This window comes from Pseudomonas citri (assembly GCF_025336485.1).
GTDB classification, from domain to species: Bacteria; Pseudomonadota; Gammaproteobacteria; order Pseudomonadales; family Pseudomonadaceae; genus Aquipseudomonas; species Aquipseudomonas citri.
In genome coordinates this window covers 40,258-55,238 of sequence record NZ_JAODAB010000024.1, presented here as the reverse complement: position 1 = coordinate 55,238, position 14,981 = coordinate 40,258, and the positions used below count along the sequence as shown (strand labels likewise).

17 protein-coding genes are annotated in these 14,981 nt (G+C 62.1%); 5 read left to right on the top strand and 12 right to left on the bottom strand.

What is annotated here, in order from left to right; all coding sequences use genetic code 11:
• Nucleotides 1-47 precede the first annotated feature (47 nt).
• Together N4Q37_RS21985 and N4Q37_RS21980 are read left to right on the top strand one after the other, a co-directional pair.
• Nucleotides 48-683: a DUF1326 domain-containing protein gene (locus tag N4Q37_RS21985; RefSeq protein ID WP_260961730.1), complete on the top strand. Its 636-nt coding sequence runs from the start codon at nt 48-50 to the stop codon at nt 681-683.
• A gap of 2 nt (nt 684-685) precedes the next feature.
• Nucleotides 686-1,471, top strand: coding sequence for a DUF2182 domain-containing protein (locus N4Q37_RS21980; protein ID WP_260961729.1), 786 nt, complete (start codon nt 686-688; stop codon nt 1,469-1,471).
• 12 nt (nt 1,472-1,483) lie between these two features.
• Here the strand turns inward: N4Q37_RS21980 and N4Q37_RS21975 are convergent, their stop codons facing one another.
• The 6 genes from N4Q37_RS21975 to N4Q37_RS21950 all read right to left on the bottom strand — a co-directional run bounded on the left by N4Q37_RS21975 (nt 1,484) and on the right by N4Q37_RS21950 (nt 6,947).
• Complete coding sequence (locus tag N4Q37_RS21975; RefSeq protein ID WP_260961728.1) at nt 1,484-2,137, bottom strand: HAD family hydrolase; 654 nt, start codon at nt 2,135-2,137, stop codon at nt 1,484-1,486.
• A gap of 108 nt (nt 2,138-2,245) precedes the next feature.
• Nucleotides 2,246-3,235 (bottom strand): ABC transporter ATP-binding protein, encoded by a 990-nt coding sequence (locus N4Q37_RS21970; protein WP_260961727.1) that lies wholly within the window; start codon nt 3,233-3,235, stop codon nt 2,246-2,248.
• Nucleotides 3,232-4,032 carry an ABC transporter permease gene (locus N4Q37_RS21965; protein WP_260961725.1) on the bottom strand — a complete coding sequence of 267 codons (801 nt, stop codon included), beginning with the start codon at nt 4,030-4,032 and terminating at the stop codon, nt 3,232-3,234. Before N4Q37_RS21965 ends, N4Q37_RS21970 begins: the two co-directional genes overlap by 4 nt.
• Complete coding sequence (locus tag N4Q37_RS21960; protein WP_260961766.1) at nt 4,019-4,855, bottom strand: ABC transporter permease; 837 nt, start codon at nt 4,853-4,855, stop codon at nt 4,019-4,021. The genes N4Q37_RS21965 and N4Q37_RS21960 overlap by 14 nt, the downstream gene beginning before the upstream one ends.
• 5 nt (nt 4,856-4,860) lie before the next feature.
• Nucleotides 4,861-5,667 carry an alkaline phosphatase family protein gene (locus N4Q37_RS21955; protein WP_260961724.1) on the bottom strand — a complete coding sequence of 269 codons (807 nt, stop codon included), beginning with the start codon at nt 5,665-5,667 and terminating at the stop codon, nt 4,861-4,863.
• Nucleotides 5,668-5,879: 212 nt separating this feature from the next.
• Nucleotides 5,880-6,947 carry an ABC transporter substrate-binding protein gene (locus N4Q37_RS21950; protein ID WP_260961723.1) on the bottom strand — a complete coding sequence of 356 codons (1,068 nt, stop codon included), beginning with the start codon at nt 6,945-6,947 and terminating at the stop codon, nt 5,880-5,882.
• 350 nt (nt 6,948-7,297) lie between these two features.
• Here N4Q37_RS21950 and N4Q37_RS21945 point away from each other — a divergent pair, with 350 nt between their 5' ends.
• Nucleotides 7,298-8,038, top strand: coding sequence for a UTRA domain-containing protein (locus N4Q37_RS21945; RefSeq protein ID WP_260961722.1), 741 nt, complete (start codon nt 7,298-7,300; stop codon nt 8,036-8,038).
• Here N4Q37_RS21945 and N4Q37_RS21940 read toward each other — a convergent pair.
• The 6 genes from N4Q37_RS21940 to minC form a co-directional block, all read right to left on the bottom strand.
• Nucleotides 8,022-8,204, bottom strand: coding sequence for a hypothetical protein (locus N4Q37_RS21940; RefSeq protein ID WP_260961721.1), 183 nt, complete (start codon nt 8,202-8,204; stop codon nt 8,022-8,024). The two genes, N4Q37_RS21945 and N4Q37_RS21940, sit on opposite strands and share 17 nt — an antisense overlap.
• A gap of 241 nt (nt 8,205-8,445) precedes the next feature.
• Entirely contained in the window at nt 8,446-9,735 is a 1,290-nt protein-coding gene (locus N4Q37_RS21935) for a M18 family aminopeptidase (RefSeq protein WP_260961720.1), read from the bottom strand.
• 209 nt (nt 9,736-9,944) lie between these two features.
• A complete protein-coding gene (locus N4Q37_RS21930; RefSeq protein WP_003204542.1) occupies nt 9,945-10,580 on the bottom strand; it encodes an RluA family pseudouridine synthase in 636 nt (211 codons plus the stop codon).
• A gap of 128 nt (nt 10,581-10,708) precedes the next feature.
• Nucleotides 10,709-10,963: a cell division topological specificity factor MinE gene (minE, locus tag N4Q37_RS21925; protein WP_007960071.1), complete on the bottom strand. Its 255-nt coding sequence runs from the start codon at nt 10,961-10,963 to the stop codon at nt 10,709-10,711.
• On the bottom strand, nt 10,963-11,775 hold the full coding sequence (gene minD, locus N4Q37_RS21920; protein WP_024779631.1) for a septum site-determining protein MinD: 813 nt from the start codon (nt 11,773-11,775) through the stop codon (nt 10,963-10,965). Before minD ends, minE begins: the two co-directional genes overlap by 1 nt.
• Before the next feature lie 201 nt (nt 11,776-11,976).
• Entirely contained in the window at nt 11,977-12,714 is a 738-nt protein-coding gene (gene minC, locus N4Q37_RS21915; RefSeq protein WP_260961718.1) for a septum site-determining protein MinC, read from the bottom strand.
• A gap of 118 nt (nt 12,715-12,832) precedes the next feature.
• Between minC and N4Q37_RS21910 the strand changes: the two genes are divergently transcribed.
• Together N4Q37_RS21910 and N4Q37_RS21905 are read left to right on the top strand one after the other, a co-directional pair.
• Complete coding sequence (locus N4Q37_RS21910) at nt 12,833-13,765, top strand: lipid A biosynthesis lauroyl acyltransferase (protein WP_260961717.1); 933 nt, start codon at nt 12,833-12,835, stop codon at nt 13,763-13,765.
• A gap of 36 nt (nt 13,766-13,801) precedes the next feature.
• On the top strand, nt 13,802-14,959 hold the full coding sequence (locus N4Q37_RS21905) for a patatin-like phospholipase family protein (RefSeq protein ID WP_260961716.1): 1,158 nt from the start codon (nt 13,802-13,804) through the stop codon (nt 14,957-14,959).
• Nucleotides 14,960-14,981: the final 22 nt, after the last annotated feature.

Genomic DNA, 14,981 nt, shown 5'->3' with positions numbered 1-14,981 from the left:
GGGATAACCGCAGCTCTCATTTCACCTGCCAGGTGAAGAGGTTGATCATGGCCATCGCCGAATGGCGCATGCAGGGCGTCGAATTCATTGCCTGCAATTGCAATTGGGGTTGCCCCTGTCAATTCAATGCGCCACCGACCCATGGTCACTGCCAGGCGGTGGCGTCGATGCGAGTGGAACACGGGTATTTCAATCAAGTAGCGCTGGACGGCTTGTGCTGGGCCGCCACTTTCGCCTGGCCGGGCGCCATCCATGAGGGCAACGGCAGTTGCCAGGTGTTCATCGATGAGCGCGCGGACGAGACGCAACGCCAGGCTCTGCTGACCATCCTCTCCGGCCTGGAAAGCGACCCCGGGGCCAACGTGTTCCAGGTGTTCAGCACCACCATGAGTGAAGCGTTCGAACCGCAGTTCGTGCCCATCACCCTGTCCATCGACGTCGATCAGCGGTTGGCGCACCTGGACATTCCTGGCGTGCTGCAGGCCAGTGGCGAGCCGATCCGCAGCCCGGTCGATGGCTCCCCGCATCGAGTCCGCCTGTCTCTGCCCAACGGCTTCGAGTTCCTTGAGGCCGAAGTGGCCAGCGGCAGCTACCAGACGCATTCAGCCCTCAAGCTGCAATCCCAAGGCAGTCATAGCCACCTCGCCCATGTGCACTTCACCGGCCATGGCATAGAGCCGTAAAGATGGCAGAGCCCCAGGCGGCGACGCAGGGCAAGCGACTGACAAGAGAGCAGTTGCTGCTCCTGTTCTGCCTGCTCGCGCTGACCGCCCTGGCCTGGCTGATGCTGCTGCGCATGGCTCGCGACATGAGTGCGCCGGGTGGCATGGCGGATGCGGCCATGGGCGGCATGATCATGCCGTGGAGCCTGGCCGATGCTCTGCTGATGTTCACCATGTGGGTGGTGATGATGCTTGGCATGATGCTGCCGAGCACCCTGCCCATGTTGTTGATCTACCAGCAGATGCTGCGCAAGCGCATGCCGGCACCGCAGCGACACTTGGCCCTGCTGTTGTTCTGTAGCGCCTATGGCCTGGTCTGGGTCGGCTTCGCCCTGGTCGCCACTGTGCTGCAATGGGCGCTCGAGCAACTCGCTCTGCTTCCGGGGATGCGTAGCAGCAGTACCGCGCTGGGCGCCGGCCTGCTGATGGTTGCCGGTGTCTATCAGTGGCTGCCCAGCAAGGCGGCATGCCTTGAGCATTGTCGCGGGCCGTTGCATTTTCTGCTCAGCTACTGGCGGCCCGACGTGCTCTGTGGCTGGCGCATGGGCTTGGCCCATGGCGCCTACTGTGTGGGCTGCTGCTGGGCCCTGATGGGCTTGCTGTTCGTGGTCGGTGTGATGAACCTGTTCTGGGTGGCGGTGATCGCTGCTTTCATCCTGCTGGAAAAAAGCCTGCCGCAGGGACTCTGGCTCAGTCGTCTCTGCGGTTTGCTGTTGTTGGGCTGGAGCTTGTGGCTGCTGCTGGGCTGAAACCGTGGGCACTTATATCCAGCTATGAATCGGCCACCCGGCCAGTTCGGCATGGGCTTTCAATACCGGATCCGGATTCACCACGTGGGGATGATCCACTCGCTGCAACAACGGCAAGTCGTTGCGCGAATCGGAGTAAAAACTCGCCCCTTCAAGGTTTTCTTCCTCGGCGTCCAACCAGTCCAGCAGTCGCGCGATCTTGCCTTCGCGGTAGGTCAGGGTGCCGACGGTCTTGCCGCTGTACACGCCATGGGCCACTTCGAGGTCGATCGCCAGGATTTCATCGATCCCCAGGCGTGCGGCAATCGGCCCGACCAGGTGCGTACCCGAGGCCGAGATCACCAGGATGCGGTCGCCGGCCTTGCGATGTTCGGCGATGGCCTTGGTGGCATCGCTGAAGATGATCGGTTCGATGAAGTCCTCGACCCATGGCGTCACCAGGTGCTCGATCTCTTCCGGGGTGCGGCCGATCATCGGCTCGAGGCTGAAGTCCATGTATTCTTCCATGCGCAGCTTGCCGTGGCTGTAGGCGTCCATCAGCGCGTTGTTGCGCTGCATGAACGATTCGGGATCGACCCAGCCCAGGCGCCCCATCTGCTCGCTCCAGAGGGTGGCGCAGTCGCCATGGATCAGGGTTTCGTCCAGATCAAAAATTGCCAGGGCCATCAGCGCGCTTCTCTCTTCAGGATCAATTTCAAAATCAACCAAGCCATCAGGCTACCTCACTCATCACGCTACTTCACCTCAAGCCACTTCGCCTCAAGCTACTTCACATCAAGCTACTTCACATAGCGCCGACGGATCGATGGAAAGTGACAGCAGTGCGCCGTCAGGGTGCAGGTCGGCAGCTGAGCGATTGAGCACATCCACCACCAATTCCACGCCGCGGGCCTCGACCCGGTAGCGGATCACGTTGCCCAACAGGCTGTGGCTGCGGATCAGGGCGTCGGGTGTACCGCTGCGGCTCAGTTCGATGGCTTCCGGGCGGATCGCGATGCGGCCGTTCACCGGCCGTTGCAGCAGTTGGCTGGCGCTGTCGGCGTCCAGCAGGTTGTAGTTGCCGATGAAACCGGCGGCAAAGATGTCCACCGGTGCCGTGTAAAGGGTTTCGGCATCGCCGCTTTGTACGATCTTTCCCTGGTTCATCAGGAAAATCCGATCGGACATGGTCAGCGCTTCTTCCTGGTCGTGTGTGACGAAGATCGTGGTTAGGCCCAGTTCGCGCTGGATCTGACGGATCTGTTCGCGCAGGTGCTTGCGAATCCGCGCATCCAGGGCCGACAGTGGCTCGTCCAGCAGCAACAGGCGTGGCCGAGTGACCAGGGAGCGGGCGAGGGCGACGCGCTGGCATTGACCGCCGGAAAGTTGGTGGGGGTAGCGGGTGGCAAAGTCGTGCAACTCCACCAGCCGGAGGATTTCCGCTACCCGCTGGCGGCTGTCGTCGGCCTGGATCTTTTGCATGCGCAGGCCGAACGCCACGTTCTGTTCCACGGTCATGTTCGGGAACAGCGCGTAGCTCTGGAACACCATGCCGATCCCACGCTTTTGCGGGCTTAACGGAACGATGTCCTGGCCGTCCAGCAGGATCTTGCCGGCATCCACGGGCGTCAGGCCGGCGATGCAGCGCAGCAGCGTGGACTTGCCGCAGCCGGAAGGGCCGAGCAGGGTGACGAACTCGCCCTTGCCGATTTCGCATTGGATGTCGCTGAACACCGGCGTGCCGGCATAGCTTTTTTGCAGGTGTTGGACGCTGACGTAGCTCATTGGCTTTTGTCCTTGTTCAAGATGTTGGCCGCCCAGGTCAGGACCAGTACGAAGAAAAAGTAGGAAATCACCAGCGCGCTGGTGAAGTGGCCGCTGCTGTTGCGCATGTTGTTCAGGTACACCTGCAAGGTTTCATAGCGGGTGCCGACGAGGATGTTGGCAAATACGAATTCGCCGAAAAGGAACGAGAACGACAGCAGCAGCGCCACCATCAAGCCCTTGCGCAGGTTCGGCAGTACCACCAGCAAGGCCGCCTGAAAGGTACTGGCGCCGAGCAGTTGGGCGGCGTCCATCAGGTCGCGCAGGTTGATGGCTTGCAGGTTGTTGGTGATGGCCCGGTACATGAACGGCAGGGCGACGGTGAAGTAGCAGCCGATCAGGATCCACGGCGTGCCGACCATCGCCAGCGGCCCGGAGCCATACAGTTGCAACAGCCCCACCGACGACACCACCGGCGGCACCGCGAAGGGCAGCAGGATGAGGATGTTCATCAGCGCATCGAGCTTGGGAAAGTGGTAATGCACCACGAACAGCAGCGGCAGGATCAGCACCACCGAGAGCACCAATGCGCCGACGCAGACCAGCAGCGACTGGCCGAAGGCACTGAGAAAGCGCGGGTCGCTCCACAACTGCACGTACCATTTGAACGTGAAGCCGGCGGGCAGCACGGTGGCCGACCAACTGCTGGCGATGGAGTAGATCAGCGTGCCGGCCAGCGGCAGCAGCAGGATGGCGAACAGCAGGTACACCACTGCCCGATGATAGAGCCCGACAGGGCTCGATTCAGCGCGAGACATGGTAACTCCTCTTGAGCAGCAACTGATGGACGACGGTGACCAGGGTCATCAACGCCACGAGGACTACGGCCAGGGCGCTGGCCATGTTCGGGTCCAGGGAGATATCGCCGGAAACCATGGCGGCGATGCGAATCGGCAGCACGTTGAAATTGCCGGTGGTCAGCGCGTACACCGTGGCGTAGGCGCCGAGGGCATTGGCTAGCAGGATCACGAAAGTGCCCAGCAGCGCCGGGGTCAGCACCGGCAGGCCGATGTGCCGCCAGAACTGCCAACCGCTGGCGCCCAGCAGTGCGGCGGACTCGCGCCAGTCCTCGCGCAGGGCGTCGAAGGCCGGGTAGAGCAGCAACACACCGAGGGGAATCTGGAAGTACGTGTAGAGAATGATCAGGCCGGTTTCCGAGTACAGGTTGAAGTCCTCGATGATCCCGGCCTGCTTGAGCATGATCGTGATGCTGCCGTTGAACCCCAGCAGGATGATGAAGGCGAAGGCCAGGGGCACGCCGGCGAAGTTGCTGGTCATGTTGGCGAAGGCGTTGACGAAGTTACGCAGCCGCGAATCCACACGGCGCAGCGAATAGCTGCCGAGCACGGCGATGACGATGCCGAACACGCTGGACCAGAAGCTGATCTCCAGGCTGTGCTGGATGGCCTGCACATAGAATCTGGAGCTGAAGATCTTGCTGAAGTTGGCCAGGCCCCAGCCGAACTCCTCCGATTCCAGGCTGTTGACCAGCACCCAGAGCAGCGGGGCGATCTGGAACACGATGAAGAAAATCGCGAAGGGCACCAGGCACAAGGCTGCCAGCCATTTGCCGCGCGTCATGGCGTTCACTTGAGCAACTCCGGGCAATAGGGTTTGTCGTGGTCGACGCCGAGCAACTGGCAGACGGTGCCGCACAGTTCGGTCTGGCGAGGCGTCGCGCCGGGGTCGAGGCTGAAGCCGTCGCCCAGGACAAACAATGGCACTTCGCGCTCTTCGGTCAGCAGGCCATTGTGGGAGCGGTCGTTGTTCATGCCGTGGTCGGATGTCACCAGCACTTGGTAGCCGGCGTCGAGCCAGGCTTGCAGGTAGTTCGCCAGGAGGATGTCGGCCGAGCGGGCGCTGTTGCGGTATTGCGGGGTGTCGAGGCCGTGCTTGTGGCCGGCATCGTCGATGTTCATCGGATGCACCAGCAGGAAATTCGGCCGGTGGCGCAGGCGCAGGTGTTCGGCGTCGGCGAGCACGTGCGAATCGGGGTAGTGGTCATTCCAGTAGAAATGCCCATGTTGAATCGGCAGGGCGGGGTTGTCGGTGTGACGATCGCGACTGGCCTCGAACGGTGAAACGTTGTAGAGCTCGCTGACCCAGTGATACGCCGCTGCCGCTGTGGTCAAGCCGGCTTCAGTGGCGTAATGGAAAATACTGCGCTGGTTCGACAGGCGCGAAACGTTGTTGTGCACGATCCCGCTGTCGAGGGGCGCGACGCCGGTGAGGATGCATTCGTAGAGCGGACGGGACAGGGCCGGCAGTTCACATTCCAGTGAGTAGAGCGCCGCGCGTCCTGCGCCGACATACGCCTGCAAATGTCCCATGGCATGCCGGGCGACTTCGTAGTTGAGGCCGTCGAGGATGACCAGGATGACGTTGTGCTTCATGGGGAGCGGGACTCCGGGTAAATACCAGAAAACTCGGATTCATCAGGTAGCGAGATGGAAGCAAGCTTCTGTGGGAGCAAAGCTTGCTCGCGATAAACGATGACACGGTCCGAAGTTACACCGAGTCGCCGGCATCGCGAGCAAGCTTTGCTCCCACAGGTCTGGCTCCCGCTGTTGGATCTCCAATGGCTATCCGAGCGGGAGCTGACGCCTCACTGCATGTTGATGATCACTTCTTCCTGCCACTTCTGCGGCAACGCCTTGGACGTCTTCTCCCACGCATCGGCATCCTTGATCGGCGTTACCTTCTTGTACTGCTCGTTCGGCAGCAGCTTGGCCTTGACGTCTTCCGGCAGGGTCAGGTGCTCGGCGCGGATCGGCCGTGCATTGCCCTTGGCCAGGTTGATCTGGCCGGCGTCGCTGAAAATGTACTCGCGAGTCAGCTTGGCGGCGTTCGGGTGCTTGGCGTACTTGTTGATGATCGTGGTGTAGCCGGAGATCACCGAGCCGTCGGACGGAATCAGCACGACGTAGTCATCCGGGTTGGCCATCTTGGCCTTGTAGCTCAGGCCGTTGAAATCCCAGACCACACCCACTTCGACTTCGCCTTTTTCCATGGTGGCGATGGTCGGGTTGGCCATGGACAGGCGTCCTTGCTTGGCGATCTCGGCAAACATCAACAACGCCGGTTGCAGGTTCTTCTCGTCGCCGCCGTTGGCCAAGGCCGCGGCCAGTACGCCGTTGGCCGCCTGGGCCGCGGTGCTCACGTCACCGATGGAAACCTTGTACTTGCCGCTCTTGAGGTCGGCCCATTTGGTCGGCACGTCGGAACCGTGCAGCAGCTTCTTGTTGACGATGAACGCGATGGTGCCGGTGTAGGCCAGGGCCCAGTTGCCGTCCTTGTCCTTGGCCCAGGCCGGAACCTGCTCCCAGGTGCTTGGCTTGTAGGGTTGCACCACGCCCTGCTTGACCGCGATCGGGCCGAAAGCCGCGCCGACGTCGCCGATGTCGGCGCTGGCGTTGTCTTTCTCGGCGGCGAACTTGGCGATTTCCTGGGCCGAACTCATGTCGGTGTCGATGTGTTTCAAACCGTAGTTTTTCGCCAGGTCCTCCCAGGTGCCTTTCCAGTTCGCCCAGTCATCGGGCATGCCGACGCTGTTGACGGCGCCTTCCGCTTTCGCGGCGGTTTCCAGCGCTTTCAAATCGGTATCAGCGGCCATGGCGGCGGTGCACATGGCGATGGTCGAGCCTAACAGTGATGCCAGGAAAAGCTGTTTCATCCGAAGCTCCTATGGGCGTTTTCAACGCGGCGATTGCGGTTGTGTTGGTCTAGGTCAGCAATACCTGAGCCAATGTAGGCAAGCCCTGTGACATTTTGATGTCGGCGTCGCAGGCTTCGCAAAAGCGCAGGCTCGGGCAGGTTGGCTGCGAATTAAGCGTAGACCATGGTTAAGCAGCTGATCTGAAAGGACTTGGCCGCTGATTTGCAGGCTGGCTACGCTACCGTTCGGCGGCTCTGTCATCTGCCAGTCATCTGCAGTGCCTAGGCTTGCCGGAACCCGAAGCGGATCGATACGTGATCGATTGCCGCCCCGAAACAGTGCTGGTCTAGTCCAGATAGGTAACGTTGATGCGCATCGAGACGACCAAAGCGGTGACAACCATCGGGCAGGTCCTGCAAGAGCAGCTTGACCACGGCTTGCTCGCACCGGGCAGCCAATTGCCGGCCGAGCGCAAGCTCAGCGAACTGTTCGGCACCACGCGGATTACCGTGCGCGAGGCGTTGTTGCAGCTCGAGGCCCAGGGCCAGATCTACCGCGAGGAGCGCCGGGGCTGGTTCGTTTCGCCGCCACGGCTGGCATACAACCTGATGCAGCGCAGCCACTTCCACGCCATGGTGGAGGCGCAGGGGCGGGTGCCTTCTACCCAGGTGATCTCGGCCCGCCTGCAACCGGCCTCGGCGGCGGTGTGTGCCTGGTTGCAGTTGCCGGCGTTGTCGAGCGTGATCCAGATCTGCCGCGTGCGGCGCATCGATGAACGGTTGGTGTTGTACGTCGAGCACTACCTGAATCCGCAATACTTTCCGGACATCCTCGAGTTCGACCTCAATCAGTCCATCACCGAGCTGTACGCCCGGCACTACGACTTGCATTACGGTCGGGTGAAATTCGAGATCGTCCCCACTTCGCTACAGCCGCAAGCGGCAGCCGCATTGAAGGTCTCGGTGGGCAGCCCCGGGCTGCGGATCGCCCGGGTCAACTATGACCAGCACCAGCGGCTGATCGACTGCGACCTGGAGTTCTGGCGGCACGATGCGATCCATGTCGGCGTCGACGTACCGGAACAACCCGAGGTCAAAGTGACTCGTTGAGCTTGGCCAGGATCTTGAACAGCACGGTGGCGAGGATCAGCAGCATGCCGATCCACATGGTGAAGACGCCAACGTTCTTGTCACGGAAGTTGAAACCGATGGCCAGCAGGATCATGCCGGCGATGATGGGCACGAGCATGGCGTGGAACGAAGACATCGAGATCATGGCGACGGCCTGGTCGGAAGGGATAAGGGCAGTCTAGTTGGGGTTTGGCCGGGGTGTGCTGATGTGCATCACGTCGTCCTCGATTGCGAGGCGAACATTGTTGTGGCGAGGGAGCTTTTGTGGGAGCAAGGCTTGCCCGCGATGGAGGCCATGCGGTCTTTCAGAAAACGAGTCGCCTGCTTCGCGAGCAAGCTTTGCTCCCACAGAGGAATAAATCCCTCGCCATTAGGTTCTGCTGCGATCAGGGCAATTCCCGACTGGCATAGAACGCACTCAGCACCTTCACCAAATGCGCCAGGTCATGGCTACCGCACAGTTCACGGATCGAATGCATGGCGAAGGTCGGTAGGCCGATGTCCACGGTGCGCACGCCCAACTGGCTGGCGGTGATCGGGCCGATGGTCGAGCCACAGCCCATGTCGCTGCGCACCACGAAGCTCTGTACCGGCACTTCTTCGGCCATGCACAGGTGGCGGAAGAACCCGGCGGTTTCGCTGTTGGTGGCGTAGCGCTGGTTGTTGTTGACCTTGATCACCGGTCCGGCGTTGAGTTTGGGGCCGTGGTTGGCGTCGTGCTTGTCGGCGTAGTTGGGGTGCACGCCGTGGGCATTGTCGGCAGACACCAGCAGGGATTTCTGAATGGCGCGGACGAATTCTTCACCTTCGGGCAGCAGGCGCCGCAGGGTCTGTTCCAGCATCGGGCCGTCGGCGCCGCAGGCCGAGCATGAACCGACTTCCTCGTGATCGTTGCACACCAACACGCAGGTTTCCTCGCTGTCGGCATTCAGCAAGGCTTGCAGGCCGGCGTAACACGACAGCAGGTTGTCCAGGCGTGCGCCAGCGATGAAATCACCGTGCAGGCCGATGATGGCGGCGCTCTGGGTGTCATAGAAACTCAGCTCGTAATCGAGCACCACGTCGGCATTGAGACCGTGTTCGCGAGCCAGTTGGTCGGTGAGCACGGCGCGGAAATCGACACGCTCGTCGCCAGCGAACTGGGCGAGGATGGGCGGCAGCTCGTTTTGCGGATTGATCGCCCAGCCTTGGTTGGCCTCGCGATTGAGGTGGATGGCCAGGTTCGGGATGGTGGCGATTGGTGCCTTGAAATCGATCAACTGGCTCTCGACCTTGCCGTCACGGCGGAAGGTGACGCGTCCGGCCAGGGACAAATCGCGGTCGAACCACGGCGCCAGCAACGCTCCACCGTAGACCTCCACGCCCAGTTGCCAGAAGCCATGGCGCTGCAGTTCTGGCTGGGGCTTGACCCGCAGGCAGGGACTGTCGGTGTGGGCGCCGACCAGGCGGATGCCGTCATGCAGCGGTGAGTTGCGGCCGAGCTTGAAGGCGATGATCGAGGAGTCGTTGCGCGTGACGTAATAGCGGCCATTGGCCTCGGTGGCCCAGGTCTCGCGCTCGTCGAGGCGCTGGTAACCGGCTGCCTCCAGGCGTTGGGCGAGGGTGGCAGTGGCGTGGAACGGGGTGGGAGAGGCCTTGAGGAAATCGATCAGGCCCTGGTTCAACTCTGCGCGCATAAAAAAGCTCCAGACAGCAATGGGCGGGAGTTTACCGTATTGGTGCGGGATGGGGAGGGTGGAAGGCAGGTGATATCAGGGTTGAATGTGCCGCCGTCATCGCGGGCAAGCCTTGCTTCCACATGGATTGCGGGGTGTTCGTAGACCCAGCATTCACTACAAATCCCTGTGGGAGCAAAGCTTGCTCGCGATGGCCTCGACGCGATCTCTCAGAACGGCGCCGGGCACTCGAAGCGCAGGCGCTCGCCGCTTTGCGGGTGGGTGAAGCTGAGCATGCTGGCGTGCAGGCACAGCCGGGGCCAGGCGGCCAGGGCCTGTGGGTGGGCGTAGAGGCCATCGCCCAGCAACGGGTGACCGATGGACAGCATGTGCACGCGCAATTGGTGCGAGCGCCCGGTGATCGGCGTCAGTTCGACCCGGCACCAGTCGCCGCAACGTTCCAGCACGCGCCAGAAAGTCAGGGCGTGTTTGCCGTGTTCATGGTCCACCACATGCCGGGGCTTGGTCGGCGGGTCGTAGCGCAAGGGCAGGTCGATGCTGCCGCTGTCCAACTCCGGTTGTCCCCAGCACAGTGCTGTGTAGGCTTTTTCGGTTTCGCGATCATGAAACTGCCGTGACAGTTCGCGGTGGGTGTCCGGGTCCCGGGCCAGCAGGATGATGCCGGAGGTTTCCCAGTCCAATCGGTGCACGATTCGTGCTTCCGGATAACCGTTTTCCTGCAAGCGGGTGATCAGGCAGTCCTTGTTGTCGTCGGCCCGGCCGGGCACGGAGAGCAGCAGGGTCGGCTTGTCGACCACCAGGACGGCGGCGTCCTGATGAATGATGCGGATGTTGGAGAGGGGCATTGAAGCAGTCTCGTTACAAACGCCAACGGCGGCTCGGGCCCGTTTCCCCTGACCCTGTGGGAGCAAAGCTTTGCTCCCACAGGGTCAGGCTACAAGGACCCGAGCCGCCGTGGCTCCCGCTGGATCGATCAGCGATCCGGCAGGGTGATATTGAGTTCCAGAATCGAGCAGCTGCCCTGGCTTTCCAGCGCGACATGCACGTCATCGTTACCGATGTTGACGTACTTGCGGATCACCTCGACCAGTTCCTTCTGCAAGGAAGGCAGGTAGTCCGGGGTGCTGCGTTGGCCGCGTTCGTGCGCCACGATGATCTGTAGACGCTCTTTCGCGACCGAGGCGGTACTGGGCTTTTTGTTGGCACGAAAGAAGTCAAAAAGGTTCATTACCTACCTCCAAACAGGCGCTCGAAGAATCCCTTCTTCTCGACGTTGAGGAACCGGTGTTCCAGGTCTTTGCCCAGCAGACGGTCAACGGTGTCGCTGTAGGCCTGGCCGGCGTCGCTCTGGTCGTCGAGGATCACTGGCACGCCCTGGTTGGACGCCTTGAGCACGGCTTGGGACTCGGGAATCACACCGAGCAGGCGCACAGCGAGGATTTCCTTGACGTCTTCGACGCCGAGCATCTCGCCTTTTTCGACGCGCTCCGGATGGTAGCGGGTGATCAGCAGGTGTTCCTTGATCGGCTCTTCGCCCTTCTCGGCGCGACGGGATTTGCTCGCCAACAGGCCCAGCATGCGGTCGGAGTCACGCACCGAGGACACTTCCGGGTTGGTCACGACAATCGCTTCGTCGGCGAAGTACATGGCCAGGTGGGCGCCTTTCTCGATACCGGCCGGGGAGTCGCAGACCACGAACTCGAATTGTTCCTTGAGCTCCATCAGGACTTTTTCCACGCCTTCCTGGGTCAGCGCGTCTTTGTCGCGGGTCTGGCTGGCGGCCAGCACGTAGAGGTTCTCAAGGCGCTTGTCCTTGATCAGGGCTTGCTGCAGGTTCGCTTCGCCGTTGACCACGTTGACGAAGTCATAGACCACGCGACGCTCGCACCCCATGATCAGGTCCAGGTTACGCAAGCCGACGTCGAAGTCGACGATGACAGTCTTGTGGCCGCGCAGAGCGAGGCCGGTACCGATAGCGGCGCTGGTGGTGGTCTTACCCACACCACCCTTGCCGGATGTAACCACGAGAATCTTGGCCAAGGTGTTTCACCCCTAAGGAAGAAGGACTTTGTCAGCCCCTGAAAAACATCTCTGGAAAACTGCTGCAATTGGACAGGCCTGGCTGGAACCGGATGCCGGGCCGGGTTTACCTCCGGTAAACGCTGCCGGATCCTGTTCCTACGTCGATTGCGCCGTTTTTCGCTACGTTTTAGAGATGCTTGGAAAATGCGGCAGTATCCGTTAAAGCCGAATGATGTTCAACACGTCGCCCGACAGACTGATCTGGACACCGGCCCCCCACAGCGGGTCGCGGCGTAAATCCTCGGAAACCTTGTACTGCCCGGCGATGGAGACCAGTTCAGCGCTCAATTGCTGGCAGAAGATCCTGGCTTTGGTATCGCCCTTGACGCCGGCCAGCGCACGCCCGCGCATCGGGCCGTATACATGGATGTTGCCATCGGCCAGAAGTTCCGCCCCCGGGCTGACCGAAGACACGACGACCAGATCGCCACCCTGGGCATAAATCTGCTGCCCGCCGCGCACCGGCGAGGTGATCACCCGGGTGGGCTTGATGGTGGGTTCCGGTGGTCTTTCCGGCTTCTTTGGCGCTTCGACTGGGCTGAGCTCCAGCACCCGCTCGCGGGCGCCGGACGGCGGCAACACCGGGATGTCCACGGCGATGGCGGCGGCGATGTCTTCGATGCGGCTGGCGCGGATGGCCAGGGTGCGCAAGCCGTGCTGGCGGCAAACGCGCATCAGGCCAGGCAGGTCCACCGAGCCCTGGTCGGCCGGCAGCTTGTCCAGCGCCAGCACCAACGGGGCGTTGCTGAAGAAGTTCGGGGCCTGGGCGACTTTCGCCGCCAATTGCCGGTCAAGGCCTTCCAGGTCGTTACGGGCCAGCTCCAGCACCGTAATGGCGAGCATACTGCCCTTCAACTGGAACACGGGGTCTTGGTCTAGCGGTTCGGTTTGGCTCATGGTCGGCGTACAACGGCTTGTCACTAAAAGTGCCGAGACTTATAACGAGATCGTCCGCGAGCCGCAACCCGGGTCGAACAATGTAGAATGCGCGACCCATGTCTTTATGGAAGCTGTAATGGATCGCCCGCGATTTCGAGCTGCATTCTTTCATCCGCGTTTCTGGCTGCTGTGGTGCGGCCTGGGGCTGTTGTGGTTGATTGTCCAATTGCCTTATCCGTTTTTGCTGCGGGCCGGTCGCGCGCTGGGCGCGCTGATGTACCGGGCGGCAGGCGACCGACGGCGTATTGCCAAGCGCAACCTGGAACTGTGCTTCCCGGAAAAATCCGCCGCCGAGCGCAAGCGCCTGCTCAAGGAAAACTTTGCTTCCACCGGCATCGCCTTCTTCGAGATGGCCATGAGCTGGTGGTGGTCGCGTCGGCGCCTGGCGAAGCTGGCCCACGTCGAGGGCCTGGAATACCTCAAGCAGGCCCAGCGCGAGGACAAGGGCGTGATCCTGATGGCGCTGCATTTCACCACGCTGGAAATTGGCGCGGCCCTGCTCGGTCAGCAGCACACCATCGATGGCATGTACCGCGAGCACAAGAACCCGTTGTTCGACTACATCCAGCGGCGGGGCCGTGAGCGGCACAACCTTGATTCCCTGGCGGTGGAGCGTGACGATGTGCGTGGCATGCTCAAGCTGCTGCGGGCCGGTCGGGCGATCTGGTATGCGCCGGACCAGGATTACGGCGCCAAGCAAAGCGTGTTCGTGCCGCTGTTCGGTATCCAGGCTGCAACCGTCACGGCGACCAGCAAGTTCGCCCGCCTGGGCAAGGCGCTGGTCGTGCCGTTCATCCAGGAGCGGTTGGCCGATGGCAGCGGCTATCGCCTGGTGATCCAGGCGCCGCTGGAGGATTTCCCGGGGGAGACCGAGCAAGCCGATTGCATCCGTATCAACCAGTGGGTCGAGCGTTCGGTGAGCGATTGCCCCGAGCAGTACCTCTGGGCGCACCGACGCTTCAAGAGCCGTCCGCCGGGCGAGCCGAAGCTGTATGACAAGCGCGGTTGAAGCTGTAATCCCTTTCGTTGAGCACGGAGTGTTGCGATGACCCCAGTGGCACCGGTGACAGGTTTGATTCTTTCCGGCGGCGGGGCTCGTGCGGCGTATCAGGTGGGGGTGTTGGCGGCGATTGCCGAGCTGTTGCCGGAGGGTGCGCAGAATCCGTTTCCGGTGATCGTCGGCACCTCGGCCGGGGCGATCAACGCGGTCAGCCTGGCGAGCGGGGCAAGTGACTTCAAAACCTCTGTCGAACGCCTGACCGCCTTCTGGCAAGCGATTCGCAGCCGCCATGTCATGCGCAGCGACTGGTCGGGCGTGGTGCGCCAGGCAACGCGCTTCATCAGCCACAGCTTGCTGGGCCTGGGCGCAAAATTGCCGGTGGCGCTGGTCGACAGTTCGCCGTTGCGTGAGCTGCTCCAGGCACAATTCCAGCCTTGCGGGATCGAACAGGCCATCGCCGGACAGCAATTGCGGGCGGTGGCGGTGACGGCGTTCGGCTATGAATCCGGCCACGCAATGACCTTCTACCAGGGCGCCGGCGCCATCGCCGCCTGGCTGCGCCATCGTCGGGTCGGGGTGCCGACGCGCTTGTCGGTCGAGCACCTGCTGGCCAGTTCGGCGATTCCCTTGTTGTTCGCGCCGGTCAAGATTGGCCAGGAGTACTTTGGCGACGGCGCGGTGCGCCAGTCGGCGCCCATCAGCCCGGCCTTGCACCTGGGGGCCAACCGGGTGCTGGTCATCGGCGTCAGTGGTAACCCGCGTGGCCTGGTGCAGAACCCTCTGGAGCGCAGCTACACCGGCCAGCAACCGACCCTGGCGCAGATTGGCGGCCACCTGCTCAACAGTACGTTCATCGACAGCCTGGAAAGCGATATCGAGCTGCTTGAGCGCCTGAACGGGTTCAGTCACCTGCTGCCCGATGACGTACCGGCCCACGCCCTGGGGGCGACCCCGGTGGACGTGCTGGTGATTTCACCCAGCCAGCCCATCGACGAAATCGCCGCCCGCCATCGCCAGGAACTGCCCCGGGCGTTGCGGTTGTTCCTGCGCGGGCCGGGTGCAACCAAGACCAGCGGCGCGGGGGTGCTGAGCTACCTGTTGTTCGAGGCGGGGTATTGCAGCGAACTGATCGAGCTGGGGCGCCAGGATGCCTTGGCCCAGCGTGAGGCGTTGGGGCGGTTCTTGGGGTGGGCAGGGAGTTGATGCCAACCGGCCTGCCACCACA